Source organism: Streptacidiphilus neutrinimicus, assembly GCF_000787815.1.
In the GTDB taxonomy this organism is placed as follows: Bacteria; Actinomycetota; Actinomycetes; order Streptomycetales; family Streptomycetaceae; genus Streptacidiphilus; species Streptacidiphilus neutrinimicus.
The window spans coordinates 51,389-65,970 of record NZ_BBPO01000031.1; the positions used below are offsets into that span (position 1 = coordinate 51,389).

10 protein-coding genes and 1 pseudogene are annotated in these 14,582 nt (G+C 73.7%); 1 reads left to right on the top strand and 10 read right to left on the bottom strand.

Annotated elements, in window-relative coordinates; genetic code table 11:
* Both TR48_RS44970 and TR48_RS20420 read right to left on the bottom strand, forming a co-directional pair.
* Positions 1–448 (bottom strand): MbtH family NRPS accessory protein (locus TR48_RS44970; protein WP_042369412.1); only part of this gene is annotated, 448 nt, incomplete at its 3' end.
* 51 nt (positions 449–499) lie between these two features.
* Positions 500–3,673, bottom strand: coding sequence for a putative bifunctional diguanylate cyclase/phosphodiesterase (locus TR48_RS20420; protein ID WP_152628062.1), 3,174 nt, complete (start codon positions 3,671–3,673; stop codon positions 500–502).
* A 356-nt stretch (positions 3,674–4,029) separates the two neighbouring features.
* Here TR48_RS20420 and TR48_RS20425 point away from each other — a divergent pair.
* Positions 4,030–4,680 (top strand): annotated as a pseudogene (locus tag TR48_RS20425) (adenosylcobinamide amidohydrolase); the annotation flags it as partial.
* A 179-nt stretch (positions 4,681–4,859) separates the two neighbouring features.
* On the opposite strand, the gene cobF reads toward TR48_RS20425, so the two are convergent.
* From cobF to TR48_RS20465, 8 genes are all read right to left on the bottom strand, one after another.
* Complete coding sequence (cobF, locus tag TR48_RS20430; protein ID WP_042369414.1) at positions 4,860–5,624, bottom strand: precorrin-6A synthase (deacetylating); 765 nt, start codon at positions 5,622–5,624, stop codon at positions 4,860–4,862.
* A 38-nt stretch (positions 5,625–5,662) separates the two neighbouring features.
* Positions 5,663–6,433, bottom strand: coding sequence for a cobalt-precorrin-6A reductase (locus TR48_RS20435; RefSeq protein WP_084729587.1), 771 nt, complete (start codon positions 6,431–6,433; stop codon positions 5,663–5,665).
* Positions 6,430–7,239, bottom strand: coding sequence for an ABC transporter ATP-binding protein (locus TR48_RS20440; RefSeq protein ID WP_042369417.1), 810 nt, complete (start codon positions 7,237–7,239; stop codon positions 6,430–6,432). The genes TR48_RS20435 and TR48_RS20440 overlap by 4 nt, the downstream gene beginning before the upstream one ends.
* On the bottom strand, positions 7,236–8,258 hold the full coding sequence (locus TR48_RS20445) for a FecCD family ABC transporter permease (RefSeq protein ID WP_042369419.1): 1,023 nt from the start codon (positions 8,256–8,258) through the stop codon (positions 7,236–7,238). Before TR48_RS20445 ends, TR48_RS20440 begins: the two co-directional genes overlap by 4 nt.
* 40 nt (positions 8,259–8,298) lie before the next feature.
* Positions 8,299–9,069, bottom strand: coding sequence for an ABC transporter substrate-binding protein (locus tag TR48_RS20450; protein ID WP_201777140.1), 771 nt, complete (start codon positions 9,067–9,069; stop codon positions 8,299–8,301).
* Between the two features lie 557 nt (positions 9,070–9,626).
* A complete protein-coding gene (meaB, locus tag TR48_RS20455) occupies positions 9,627–10,613 on the bottom strand; it encodes a methylmalonyl Co-A mutase-associated GTPase MeaB (RefSeq protein WP_042369421.1) in 987 nt (328 codons plus the stop codon).
* 8 nt (positions 10,614–10,621) lie between these two features.
* Entirely contained in the window at positions 10,622–12,850 is a 2,229-nt protein-coding gene (gene scpA, locus TR48_RS20460; protein WP_042369423.1) for a methylmalonyl-CoA mutase, read from the bottom strand.
* On the bottom strand, positions 12,850–14,582 hold a 1,733-nt coding region (locus TR48_RS20465), incomplete at its 5' end, for a methylmalonyl-CoA mutase family protein (RefSeq protein WP_063771022.1). The genes TR48_RS20465 and scpA, both read right to left, overlap by 1 nt.

Here is a 14,582-nt window from a genome sequence, read left to right on the forward strand (position 1 = left end):
GGTCCAGGCAGACCGCCGCGACCGTGCCGGGGACGCAGCCGCGTTCCTGCAACGCCGCCGCGGTCTCGTCGGCGCGGGTGTCGAGGGTGGCGTAGTCGAACCGGCCGCCGGTCCACAGCAGCGCCGGGGCGAGCGGCGTGCGGTGCGCCTGCATGCGGACCAGCGCTGACACGGTGGGCACCGGATCACCGCGGGCGCCGCGGCCCGCGGCGCGTCCGGTCGGCGCGCCCGGTTGGCTGCGGTGGCCGGGACGGAGCTTCGGCCACAGGTACGGGCGCCCGGTGGCGAGCGCGGCGGAGCACGCGTGGGCGGACTCCGACGGGGGCCCGGCCGGGCGCCAGCCCTTGGGCGGCGGAAGCTCCGCCGGCCAGACGCCGAACTGCTCCTGCTGGTTGCGGAGCAGCAGGTACCGGCCGGACGGTGGTGTGGGCGAGGGTCGCTGTGGCATCGCCTTCCAGGGGCCTTCCAGGGGTTGGGGAGCCGGGCGGCGGCGGCCGGCTCAGGCGACTCCGGGCCGCAGGGCGCTGGGCCGGTAGGCCCCGGACGCCGACGCGAGCAGGAGCTCGCGGGCGGCCTCCGCCTCCATCGGCTGCGCGAAGAGGTAGCCCTGACCGCGCTGGCATCCCAGCGCGATCAGCAGCTCCTGCTGCCGGGGTGTCTCCACGCCTTCGGCGATCACCGCCACCCCCAGGGTGTCGGCCAGGTGCGTGATGCCTTCCACCAGCGCGTACTGCTGCGGGGACCGGCCGAGTTCGTCGATGAACGTGCGATCGATCTTCAGGATCGAGATCGGGAACTCACGCAGGTAGCTCAGCGACGAGTAGCCCGTCCCGAAGTCGTCGATGGCGATGCGGATCCCGAGTTCGGTCAGGTCCCGCATCTCGGCCAGGACCCGCTCGTCACGCCGGATCAGCAGGCTCTCCGTCAGCTCCAGGACCAGGGACGACGGAGCGATGCCGGACTGCTCCAGCGCGTGGTGCATGACGCCGAGGAAACCGGGGTCATGGAACTGGCGCGGCGAGACGTTGATGCTGACGTAGGGCCACACCGGCACGCCGCCCGTCACGTTCCGCTCGCGCAGCAGGCGGTGCCACCCCACTGCCTCCTCGGTGGCGAGGTCGAGCACCCAGCCGCCGAGCGGCACGATCTGGCCGCTCTCCTCGGCCAGCGTGATGAACTGCTCGGGCATCACCACGCCGCGGGTGGAGTGCGGCCAGCGCAGCAGCGCCTCGAACCCCTCCACCCTGCCGCTCGCGAGCTCCACGATCGGCTGGTAGAGCACCTGGAAGGAGTCCACCTCGGCGCGGTTGAGGCTGTCCTGGAGCTCGTGGCGTTCCAGCATGCCGCTCTGCAGCGACGGGTGGTAGTGCCGCCACTGGCGCTTCCCGGCGGTCTTCGCCTCGTAGAGCGCCAGGTCGGCGTGGGTCAGCAGCTCGACGGAGTCGTAGCTGTCCTCGGTGGTGGCGATGCCGACGCTGACGTAGGCGCTCACCGGCCCCACGCTGAGCTGGAACGGCTCGGTGAACACCTCCAGCACGTGGTCGGCGAAGGCCTCCACGTCCTCCGGCGTCATCGGGTCCTCGATCAGCAGCGCGAACTCGTCGCCGCCGATCCGAGCGGCGGTGTCCGAGGCGCGGACCGTGGTCGACAGGCGCAGCGCAAGCGCCACCAGCAGCTCGTCGCCGACTCCGTGGCCCTGCACGTCATTGACGATCTTGAAGTCGTCGACGTCGACGAAGAGCACGCCGACGACGGTGCCCTCGCGGTGGCTCTGGGCGAGCGCGTGGGACACCCGCTCCTGGAAGAGCAGCCGGTTCGCCAGGCCCGTCAGCGGGTCGTGGAAGGCACGGTGTGTCAGTTCGCGCTCCAGGTTGCGCTGCTCGGTCACGTCGCGCAGGGTGAGCACCAGGCCGCCGACGGTTGGGTCGGCGCGCAGGTCGCTGCAGCGCACCTCGACCTCGACGGCGCCCTGGTCCGGCCGCACCATCCGCCAGTGGTCGCGGCGGCTGTCGCAGTCGCGCACCCGCATCTGGGCCAGCGCATCGTGCACGATGCGCTTCTCCTGCGGCACCACCAGATCGGTGAACCGGCGTCCTGTCAGCTCCGTCGAGCCCAGCACCTGGGCGGCGGACGGGCTGGCGTAGCGGACGCGGTCGTCGTCGCCGAGGATCAGGATCACGTCCGAGGCGTTCTGCACCAGCGTACGGAAGTACGCCTCGCTCTTACGGCGGCCGATCTCCCGGCTCAGCAGCAGCCGCTGCGACGCCAGGGCCGCCTGGGTGGCCAGCGTGGCCAGGCTGTCGCGGCGGGAGGTCAGGCCCCACTCGTCGGACTCGGCCAGCAGCGCGCCCATTTCCGGTGGGTCCTCGGTCGACGGGTCCTGCGCGGCGAGGGGACAGACCAGCACCGGATGCCGGCCCGAGAAGCAGGCCCGCAGGGGTGCGGGCAGCTCGGCCGGGCTCAGCTGCCGCGTGCCGCCGCTCGCGACGGCCACCAGGCTGTCGGCGTCGGCGACGGGCGGGCTCGTCCCGTCCTCCGTGGGACCCCCCGACGTCCGCACGCACCACGCGCCGCCCTCGTCCCTGACGGCGAACACGACGCCGCGTCCGGCGCCGCCGTCCAGCAGCACCCGCGCCGCGTCCGTCACGGTTGCCGCGACGTCCGCCACGGACTCGGCGTCGCCGAGTCCGGTCGCCGCCGCGCGCAGCACCCGCTCGCGGGCGAGAGCCTGACGGTGGGTGGCCGCGACGCCGGAGAGGCGGTGCAGGACCAGCAGGAAGAGCACCGCCGAGAACGCCCCGATCACCCCGGCGTTGCCGGTCTCCCCGCGCGCGGCGGCGACCATCAGCATCACCGGAGCCGTCAGCGAGGCGACGGTGAGCAGACCGAGCCGCCAGCCCCGCACCGTCTCCTGCCGCACCGCCACCGGCTCGGTCAGCGCCCGCATGGACGGGTGCAGCGCCGCCGCGCCCCACGCGCCGTAGAAGACCGCCCACCCGAGGTCCACGGGCGTACCGGTCCGCCACACGCCGTGCAACTGGATCTCGGCGTAGGCGACGTCCGCGGCCAGCAGCCCGACGGTGCCGATGGTGAGCAGCACCAGGGCGGGGCTCTTGCCGCCGCGCGGAGCCAGCAGCCGCAGCAGCATCGCCAGCACCAGGATGTCCCCGAGCGGGTAGGTGATGGAGATGGCCCGCTGGAGCCAGGTCTGGCCGGGGGAGTGGGCGTACGGGACGATCACGTAGACCCAGGACAGCAGCGCCAGGCCCGCGGTGAGGGTGAGCGCGTCCACCAGGCTGGCCCGGTCCTGCCGTGACGACCGCCAGCGGATGAAGCCCAGCAACCCCGCCGCGTACAGGACGTAGGTGACCAGGTAGAAGGCGTCGGCGATGGAGGGGAAGGGGTCCTCGTGCTCGTACTGGATCAGGACGATCTGCGCGAGCTCCCCGAGCGTGAACGTCAGATTGGCCGTCGCCAGCAGCAGCCAGGGCAGCGGATGGGCGGGCCGGTTGCGGACCATGCCCAGCACGATGCCCGCGACGCCGCTGAGACCGACCGCGACGAAGATCGTTCTCTGGGCGGAGAAGGCGTAGTACAGACCGATGAGCGCGATCGTCCACAGGCAGAAGACGGTCACCGGGAGGTCTGGTCGCCACCTGGTAGCGGTCGTCACCGCTCCACCTCCCGCATGTGTGGACCAAGCGGTGTGGGCTCTGTGCTGTGACGGGGGCGTGTCGCAGGCCGACGCGGCCCCGGCGTGCGGCCGTGACCAGCGCGGATGCGACTGTACGAGACACCACGCTATACCGTGCGGAACTCCTTCGCACGCGCACGGACACGCGCGGCCACGCGCGTGCGAAGGCGCGGTGGGACACCCAGAGGGCCACCCCCCGCGTGATGCCGAGTCACCGGCGGGCTCCGGAACGACGCCGCCCCGGACACCGTCGGTGGCGAGCAGGTCGTCCCCGGCGCGGCCTGGGATGATGACGGGGCGCGCCGCCGAGGGGTGGGCGCGGGAGCGGAGGAACGGTGGGGCGGGTGCGGATCGCGCGGGCCGGGAGGATCGAGGACGGTGCGTGCCGGCACCTGCTGGTGTGGCGGGCGGGGCCCGGCTGGCGCATGGTCAGCAGTGCGATCCTGGGCGGCGGCGTCGGCTCCCGCGCGTGGGTGCTCAACGCGCAGGTCCGCCCCGGGTACAGCCGCATGGACCCGGACCGCCACCTGGCCGACCTCGCGCAGGCGCAGGGCCTGACCGGACCGGGCGTCGGACTGATGACCGCCGCCCAGGTCGACGACGTCACCTGGGCCGAGGACGTCGGCGCGACCGCCGTCGTGACGACCGGCATCGGCCTGCCGACCTGGGCGGCCGCCGACGCGGTGCCGGACCGTCAGGGCCCTTACCGGCCCGGCACGATCAACATCCTGGGCGTCGTCCCCGCCCCGGTCTCCGACGCCGGGCTGGTCAACCTGCTGGCGACGGCCACCGAGGCCAAGGTCCAGGCACTCCTCGACGCCGGGTACTCCTGCTCGGGCACGCCCTCCGACGCGGTCTGCGTCGCCGTCCGGGAGCCGGGGCCGGGGGAGGAGGCCGATCCCTTCGGCGGGCCGAGGTCGGTGTGGGGCGCGCGGCTGGCGCGGGCCGTGCACGAGGCCGTGCGGCACGGCGCGGAGCGCGACCGCGAGCGCCGCGCGGAGGGAGCGCCCGCCCCGCACACGGTGCGTCAGGCCTGCTGCGGCCTGGACGACATCCGAGTGGCGGTCGTCGACCGGGCCCGTGGACCAAGGGTGTTCGAGACGGCGATCGACGCGGTGACCGGCGCGCGTCCGGGCACGCCGGTCACGACCGCGTCGGGCCGGGCTCAGTCCTCCGTGCGGCGCAGCAGGTAGCTGTCCATGATCCAGCCCTTGCGGTCGCTCGCCTCGCGCCGGAGCTCGGCGATCCGGGGAGCGGTCTCCGCCAGCGGACCGGAGACGAGGATCTCGTCCGGGGTGCCGAGGTAGGCGCCGTAGTGGATGTCGATCCCGGCGGGGTCGATCGAGGCGAACGCGGCCTTCCCGTCCAGCATCACCACCGTGTCGTCCGAACCGGCCGGAAAGCCCTCCGCCGCCAGGCGGCGGCCGGTGGTGACGCGCACGGGCCGGCCCACTCTGGTGAGGACGGTCCGGTGGCGCGCCGCGAGCGCCGAGACGCTGCTGATGCCCGGCACGACCTCGTAGTCGAAGGACACCTCCCCGCGCTCCAGCACCTCGTCGAGGACGGCGATGACGCTGTCGTACAGCCCCGGATCGCCCCAGACCAGCAGGGCGCCGGTCTGGCCGCCCCCGACGTGCTCGGCGATCAGGCCCTCCACCAGCTCCGCGCGCCGCGTGCGCCAGCTGTGGACCACGGCCGGGTAGCCGGGCTGGGCGCGGCGGTCGCGCTCCGCGTCGGGCACCTGCACGACGCGGTGACCGGGGCGGCCGTGCTCCTCGATCATCTCCAGCCGCAGCCGGACGAGGTCCTGGCGTTCCTCGTTCTTGTCGAGGAGGAGGAACACGTCGGTGCGCGCGATGGCCTTGACCGCCTGGAGCGTGAGGTGGTCCGGGTCGCCCGCGCCGATTCCGATGACGAGGATCTTCCGCATGGTAGCGATTCTGCCTTCCGCCGTTAGGTCGTTGTGCATCAGGTTCGCGCGGCGAGCCAGGCCAGCGCGCCGGCCGGGTCCGACGCCCGCGTCACACCCGGCGGCACGGGAGGCCGCCGCACCACGACGACCGGCAGGCCGAGCTCCCGTGCCGCCGTCAGCTTGGGCGCGGTGGCCGCGCCTCCGCTGTCCTTGGTCACCAGCACGTCGATCCGGCGGTCCCGCAGCAGGGCGAGCTCCTGCTCCACCGTGAAGGGACCGCGGGCCTGCAGCACCTCGACGTTCGCGGGCAGCGGGCCGGACGGCGGGTCGACCGACCGGGTCAGGAACCACAGCGCGTCCAGCTCCGGGAGCCGGTCCGGGCCCGCGAAGGGGGACAGGTCGTTGCGGCCTGTGGTCAGCAGCACCCGGGCGCCCAGCCGGGGCAGCAGCGCGGCCGCCTCGGCCAGGGACGCCACGCGGTGCCAGCGGTCGCCCGGGACGGGTTCCCACCCCGGACGGCGCAGCACCAGCAGCGGCACCCCCGCCGCGTCCGCCCCGGCGGCGGCGTGGGCGCTCATCGCGGCGGCGAACGGATGCGTGGCGTCGACGACGGCGTGGACCGCCTCGGCGCGCAGCCACGCCGCGAGGCCCTCGGGGCCGCCGAAGCCGCCGATCCGCACCCGCCCGGCCGGCAGTCTCGGCGCGGCCAGCCGCCCCGCCAGCGAGGTGGTCACCTCGTACGCGGGGTCGGCGGCCAGCGCTTCGGCCAACAGGCGTGCCTCCGTCGTGCCGCCGAGGACCAGCACATGACGCACGGGCGCGCTCACCCGGCCGCGTCCTCGGCTGTGCTCCCGGCCGCGCGGTCCCGCAGGGGGGTCACGACCGGCCGCCCGCCGCCGTCGAGGGCGACCCGCACGCGGGCCGTGTAGACGTCCGAGATCAGCGCCTCGGTGAGCACCTCGGCAGCCCGGCCGCTCGCCCTGACCCGGCCCTCGTCCATCAGCATGAGCCGGTCGGCGTACTGGCCGGCGGTGGTCAGGTCGTGGAGGGTGGTGACGACCGTGAGGCCCCGCGCGCGCCGCAGGTCGTCGACGAGGTCGAGCACCTGCTGTTGGTGGCCGATGTCGAGGGCCGAGGTCGGCTCGTCGAGCAGGATCAGGCGCGGCTCCTGGGCGAGCGCGCGGGCGAGGACGACCCGCTGGCGCTCACCGCCGGACAGCGTGGCGAGCCTGCGCTCCGCGAAGCGCGCGACGTCCAGCTGCTCGGCCGCGTTGTCGGCGACGGCCCGGTCGTGGCGGCCCGGGCCGCCGAGGTAACCGAGGTAGGGGGTGCGGCCCAGCAGGACGTACTCCGCGACCGTCATGTCGGGCGGCAGGATCGGGCTCTGCGGGACGAAGGCGAGCAGCCGCGCGAGCTCGCGCCCGGGCAGCCCCTTGGTGTCCGCACCGTCCACGGCGACCCGGCCGCGGCGCGGCAGCAGGCCGGCCACGGCCCGCAGCAGCGTGGACTTTCCCGCGCCGTTCGGGCCGATGACGCCGAGCCAGCCCCCGGAGTCGACCGCGCACGAGACGTCGCGCACAACGGGCGTGCCGTCGAGGTCGACGTGGACCCCGTCGAGGGCGAGCGCGCTCATGTGCGCACCGCCCGGGTGCTGCGCAGGATCCAGATGAACACCGGCGACCCGACCACCGCGGTGACCACGCCGATCGGCAGCTCGCCCGGAGCCAGGACGGTCCGGGCCACGGTGTCGGCGAGCACCAGGAACCCGGCGCCGAACAGCAGCGACAGAGGCAGGACCAGCCGGTAGGAGCTTCCGGCGAGCCGTCGGACCGCGTGCGGCACGACGATGCCCACGAAGCCGATCAGGCCGCTGACGGCGACGGCCGAGGCCGCGGCCAGGGCGCAGGCGGCGACGACCACGAGCCGGATCCTGGCGGGGCGCATCCCGAGCGTGCGGGCCTCCTCGTCGCCGACGGAGAGCACGTCCAGGTGCCGCCCGTGGAGCAGGATCGCCAGCGAGCTGACCGCGGCGTACGGCAGGATCTCCACCACCTGGTGCCAGTCGCCGGTGGCCAGCGAGCCGAGCAGCCAGGAGTAGACCTGCTGGATGTCCTGCGCGGAGCGCTGCAGCACGAGCGTCTGGATCGCCGTGAGGAACATGCCGACGGCCAGTCCGGCCAGCAGCAGGGTCGCCGTGCCCGTCCCGCTGGCCGCGCCGGCCAGGTAGGCGACGGCGACGCCGACCAGCGAGCCGACGAAGGCGGCCGCCGGGACCGCCGCTGGGCCGGTTCCGCCCAGGTAGACGATCGCGATCGTGGCCCCCAGACCGGCTCCGGCCGAGGCGCCCAGCAGACCCGAGTCGACCAGCGGATTGCGGAACACGCCCTGGTAGCCGGCCCCGGCCAGCGAGAGCAGCCCGCCCACCAGCGCGCCGAGCACGATGCGCGGCATGCGGATCTGGAACAGCACCGCCTGGTCGAGCGGGCTCAGCCCCGAGCGCAGGTCGACGAAGGGCAGCTTGTCCAGCAGTGCGGACGCGGTGGCCCAGGGGTTCAGATCCGCAGCGCCGACCATGGCGCTGAGCAGCACCGCGGCGGCCAGAAAGGCCGCCGCGGTGCAGTAGGAGCGCAGGGCGCGGCGCGGTGCGCTCACCGGCGGCGGCCCGATCGGCGCCGATCCGATCGCGGGTGGATCACTGGGCGGGGGCCTTCTCCAGCGCCTGCTCGATCTGCGCGACCAGCTGCGGCAGACGGGGACCCCAACGCGAGGCGATGTCGTCGTCCAGGCCGACGATCTGGCTGTTCTTCACCGCCGGGATGCCCGACCAGCCCGGGCGCTCGGCCACGATCGCCGGGGACTGGCCGCCGTCGGCGGCGCTGTTGTCCGACAGCAGGATCAGCTGCGGCTTGGCGGTGACGAGGTACTCCTGGGACAGCTGCGGGTAGCCGCCGTCGGAGGCCTTGTCCGCGGCGTCTGCGATGTTCTTCAGGCCGAACAGCGAGACGATCTGCCCGATGAAGGTCTGCGAGGTCACCGAGTAGTACGGGTTGGCGCTGACCTCCCAGTAGTACGTCAGGCCCTTGTGCGCGGTGCCGGCCTTGGCCACGTCCGCGGCGATCGCGGACTTCATCGACGTCACCGTCTGCTGCGCCTGCGCGGCGTGGCCGGTGGCCGTGCCGATCTGCTGGATCTGCTGGTAGGCGTCGTCCAGCTTGGTGGCGGCTGGCTCGATCAGCACCGGGACGCCCACCTTGGTCAGCTGCGCCACCAGGCCGGCGGAGTCGGCGGAGGCCACGACCAGGTCAGGGGAGTACTTGATGATGGCCTCGACGTTCGGCGTGAGGCCGCTCAGCTTGGTGACCGGGGCGCTGCTCGGGTAGTTCGAGTCCGAGTCGACCGCGACGACCTGCTTGCCCGCGCCCACCGCGTAGAGGTCCTCGGTGGCGGTCGGGGAGAGTGACACGATCCGCTTCGGCGCGGATCTCACGGTGACCTTGCCGTTCGCCGCGGCGACCGTGACCGGGAACGACGCGGCGCCGGCCGTGGCGGAGGGCGAGGACGTCGCTGTCGTCGAACCGCTTGAGCTGCAGCCGGCGACCACCGCCGCGACGGCCAGAGCCGTGGTTGCCGCTGTCAGGCTCCGGACCAGGGGTCCTCGCCGGTTGTACCGCTGCCGAGCGCGCATGGTGGCCGCATTCTCCGTCGGATCTGGAGGGAAGGCGGGCGATCGCGCCGACCGAGGGGGCGTGCGAGCGCACGCGCGGCCGGGACGGATCAGCCTTCCCACGAGGTTGATGTCGTCTGCGCGAGGGAGTCGACCTGGCTTGGGCCCCGGGCGGGCCGTCACAGTTGCGGGACAGCGTCGGAATGGCCCGTGAGACGGGCGTCACCGACTTCGCTCCTGACGCGCTGCCGGTATCCGCGCGCCAGGGGCGCTCGAATCCGGTCGTCGCAGGCTAGCACGTCGCGCTCGTGCCCAGGCCGGCCAGGCCGGCCGGGGCACGGTCGCAAAAGCGCCGGTCAGGGCTCTCGGCGGTCGAACGCGGACAGGATCCTCTCCGCGGCCAGGGACGCGGTCAACTCCCCGCTGCGGACCTGCTCTTCGAGCAGTGGGGTGAGCGCGCGGACGGCCGGGTCCGCGTGCAGGCGGCCCAGCAGCTCGTCGTGGACCATCGCCCAGGCCCAGTCGACCTGCTGGGCGCGGCGCTTGGCCGTCAGGCGGCCGGTGCCGTCGAGCAGGGTCCGGTGCTGCTCCAGACGCTCCCACACGGTGTCGAGGCCGCCGGACTCGCGCGCGCTGCAGGTGAGCACCGGCGGGGTCCAGGCAGCGTCGGCCGGGTGCATCAGGCGCAGCGCGCCCGCGAGTTCACGCGCCGCCGCACGGGCGTCGCGCTCGTGCGGACCGTCGGCCTTGTTCACGGCGATGACGTCGGCGAGCTCCAGCACGCCCTTCTTGATGCCCTGGAGCTGGTCGCCGGTGCGGGCGAGGGTGAGCAGCAGGAAGGAGTCGACCATGTCGGCGACGGTCGTCTCGGACTGGCCGACGCCCACGGTCTCCACCAGCACCACGTCGTAGCCGGCGGCCTCCATGACCACCATCGACTCGCGGGTGGCCTTGGCCACGCCGCCCAGCGTCCCGGCGCTCGGCGAGGGGCGCACGAAGGCGGCCGGGTCGACGGCCAGGCGCTCCATCCGGGTCTTGTCACCCAGGATCGAACCGCCGGTGCGCGTGGACGACGGGTCGACGGCGAGCACGGCCACCTTGTGGCCCATGCCGGTGAGCATGGTGCCGAAGGCGTCGATGAAGGTGGACTTGCCCACCCCCGGCACGCCGCTGATGCCGATCCGCCGGGCCTTCCCGGCGTGCGGCAGCAGCTCCGTCAGCAACTGCTGCCCGAGCGCCCGGTGGTCGGCCCGGGTGGACTCGACGAGGGTGATGGCGCGCGCGACGGACGCACGCTTCCCGTCGAGCACACCCTTGACGTAGGCGTCGAGGTCGATGGGCATCCCCGCGCCTACGCCTCGCCCGCCGAACCGTGGTCCAGTGATGCGTGGCCCAGTTGGGCCGCGAGCCGCTGGACCAGGTCGTAGGCCGCGTCCGGGATCACCGTGCCGGGCGGGAAGACCGCCGCCGCGCCCATGTCGAGCAGGGTCGGCACGTCCTGCGGCGGGATGACGCCGCCGACCACGATCATGATGTCCTCGCGGCCCTCGGCGGCCAGCTCCTCGCGCAGCGCGGGCACCAGCGTCAGGTGTCCGGCGGCCAGCGAGGAGACGCCGACGATGTGGACGTCGGCCTCGACCGCCTGCCGGGCGACCTCGGCCGGGGTCTGGAAGAGCGGGCCCACGTCGACGGTGAAGCCGAGGTCGGCGAAGGCCGTCGCGATCACCTTCTGCCCGCGGTCGTGGCCGTCCTGGCCCATCTTGGCGACCAGGATGCGCGGACGGCGTCCCTCCGCCTCGTCGAACGCGTCGACGAGCGCGCGGGTGCGGGTGACTGAGGAGGACTCGCCTGCTTCGTTGCGGTACACGCCGGAGATGGTACGGATCTGGCTGGAATGGCGCCCGTACACCTTCTCCAGGGCGTCGGAGATCTCGCCGACGGTGGCCTTGGCGCGCGCGGCGTTCACGGCCAGGGCGAGCAGGTTGCCCTCCAGGCCCTGGCTCGAGCCGCGCTCGGCCGCGGCGGTCAGCGCACGCAGCGCGTCCTGCGTGGCCTGCTCGTCGCGCTCCTCGCGCAGGCGGCGCAGCTTCGCGATCTGCTGGGCGCGGACCGAGGAGTTGTCGACCTGGAGCACGTCGATCTGCTCGTCGCTCTCCACGCGGTACTTGTTGACGCCGATGACCGGCTGGCGGCCGGAGTCGATCCGGGCCTGGGTGCGGGCCGCGGCCTCCTCGATGCGGAGCTTGGGGATGCCCGCGTCGATGGCCTTCGCCATGCCGCCCGCGGCCTCGACCTCCTGGATGTGCTGCCAGGCGCGCCGGGCCAGGTCGTAGGTGAGCCGCTCGACGTAGGCGGAGCCGCCCCACGGGTCGATCACCCGGCAGGTGCCCGACTCCTGCTGGATCAGCAGCTGCGTGTTGCGGGCGATGCGCGCGGAGAAGTCCGTCGGCAGCGCCAGCGCCTCGTCGAGGGCGTTGGTGTGCAGCGACTGGGTGTGGCCCTGGGTCGCGGCCATCGCCTCCACGCAGGTGCGGGTGACGTTGTTGAACACGTCCTGCGCGGTCAGCGACCAGCCGGAGGTCTGTGAATGGGTGCGCAGCGACAGCGACTTGGGGTTCTGCGGATCGAACTGCCTGACCAGCTTGGCCCACAGCAGCCGGGCCGCGCGCATCTTGGCGATCTCCATGAAGAAGTTCATGCCGATCGCCCAGAAGAACGAGAGCCGGGGCGCGAAGGTGTCCACGTCCAGGCCCACGGCCTGCCCGGCCCGCAGGTACTCCACGCCGTCCGCGAGGGTGTACGCCAGCTCCAGGTCGGCCGTCGCACCGGCCTCCTGGATGTGGTAGCCGGAGATGGAGATGGAGTTGTAGCGCGGCATCTTCTGCGAGGTGTACGCGAAGATGTCGGAGATGATCCGCATCGATGGCTTCGGCGGATAGATGTAGGTGTTGCGGACCATGAACTCCTTGAGGATGTCGTTCTGGATGGTCCCCGCGAGCTTCTCGGGCGGCACGCCCTGCTCCTCGGCCGCCACGATGTAGAGGGCGAGGACGGGCAGCACGGCGCCGTTCATGGTCATCGAGACGGTCATCCTGTCCAACGGGATGCCGTCGAACAGCTGCCGCATGTCGTAGATCGAGTCGATCGCCACGCCCGCCATGCCGACGTCGCCGGTGACGCGCGGGTGGTCGCTGTCGTAGCCGCGGTGGGTCGGCAGGTCGAAGGCGACCGACAGGCCCTTCTGACCGGCCGCCAGGTTGCGGCGGTAGAAGGCGTTGGACTCCTCCGCGGTGGAGAAGCCGGCGTACTGGCGGATCGTCCACGGCTGGTTGACGTACATGGTGGGGTAGGGCCCGCGCAGGTACGGCGCGACGCCTGGGTAGGTGCGGAGGAAGTCCAGCCCGGCCAGGTCCTCGCCGGTGTAGAGCGGCTTGACGCCGATGCCCTCGGGCGTCTCCCACAACAGGTCGGCGACGCTGCTCCCGGTCGCCTCCTTCACCGCCGCGCGCCACTGCTCCTCGGTCGGCTCGGCCGGGGTGCTCCCGCCGAGGTCGACCTGCGAGAAGTCGGGAATCTGCATCACGCCGTGGCTCCGATGAGGTCGAGGGCGGAGGAGAGGACGGCCGGCGCGTCGCAGCCGGCGAAGACGTACGCGTCGACGTGCGCGAACTCGGCGGGGCGGCCCGCCAGGTAGACCCGCGCCGCGCCGGCCGACTGCAGCGCCTCGGCGACGGCCTCGGCCTGCTCCGCGTAGAGCGCGTCGCTGGAGCAGACACAGGCGAGGGCGGCGCCGCTGGCGGCGAACGCCTCGGCGACGGTCTCCGCGTCCACCGACGCCGGGTCGTGGACCGCCTCGACGCCGCCGGCCTGGAAGAGGTTGGCGGCGAAGGTCGCGCGGGCGGTGTGCGCGGCGGCCGGGCCGAGTGCGGCCAGGAAGACCCGGGGCCGTGCGCCCGTGGCCGCGAGGTGGGCGTCGGACCGGGCGCGCAGCGCCTCGAACACTTCGTCGCGGCGCACCTGCGGCAGGCCGGCGTTACCGTTGCCGTCGCCGCCCGCGCGGCCGAGCGGACGGAAGGCCGGAGCCTCCTCGCGCACCACGGGCTTCTCGGTGAGGTTGGGGAACTCGCTGACGCCGGTGACCGGTTCGCGGCGCTTGGCGAGCTTCTTGCCGCGCGCCGCCCAGGTGGCCGCGATCCGCTCGCCGACCATGCCGGAGCGCAGTGCCTGCGTCTGGCCGCCCGCGCGCTCGAGCTCCTGGAAGAACGTCCAAGCGGCGGAGGCCAGTTCGTCGGTCAGCCGCTCTACGTACCAGGAGCCGCCCGCCGGGTCGGCGACCCGGCCGAGGTGGGACTCCTCCAGCAGGATCGAGGAGGTGTTCCGGGCGATCCGGCGAGCGAACGCGTCCGGCAGGCCGAGGTCGTGGTCGAAGGGCAGCACGGTCACGGCGTCCGCGCCGCCGACGCCCGCGGCGAGGCAGGCGATGGTCGTGCGCAGCATGTTCACGTAGGGATCGCGACGGGTCATCATCACCGGCGAGGTCACCACGTGCTGGACCTGAGCCGCGGCCGCCGTGCCGCCGGCGCCGCAGACCTCGGCCACCCGCGACCACAGCCGACGGGCCGCGCGCAGCTTCGCCACCGTCAGGAACTGGTCCGCGGTGGCCGCGTAGCGGAACTCCAGCTGCCGGGCGGCCTGCTCCACGGTGAGCCCGGCGTCGGTCAGCAGCCGCAGGTAGGCGACGCCGGTCGCCAGCGAGCAGCCGAGCTCCTCCGCAGCGGAGGCGCCGGCCTCGTGGTAGGGCAGCGCGTCCACGGCCAGGGCCCGCAGGCCCGGGTACTGCTCCGCGCAGAGCCGGGCCAGCTCCACGGCCTCGTCCGTCGCCGCCGGGGCGCCGGTCCGCGCCTCCCGGCCGAGCGGATCCGCGCCGAGGCTGCCGCGCGCGGCGTCCCGGGCGACGCCCGCGGCGTCGTAGAGCCGCAGCAGCTCGCGCGCGGCCGCGCCGGTCTCGTCGCCCGCGTCGAGGGCGATCGGCGCGAGGTCGAGGAAGACGCCGTCCAGGGCTCGGGCCAGGCCGGACACGGGCAGCGCTGCCTCGCCGACGGCCAGCCACAGGGCGGTGACGCCGTTCTCGAGGTCCGCCAGCACCGCCGCGTTGGCCCGCTCCGGGTCCGGCAGCTCGTGCCGCTGACGGACCTCCCAGCCCGTCGTCGCGGGCCTGCCGCCGCGTACGTAGGGGGCGAAGCCGGGGTAGCCGAGGCGGGGGGCCGCGTCCGGCGCGACGTAGAGGGGGGGGGCCCACCAGCCCGGCCTCC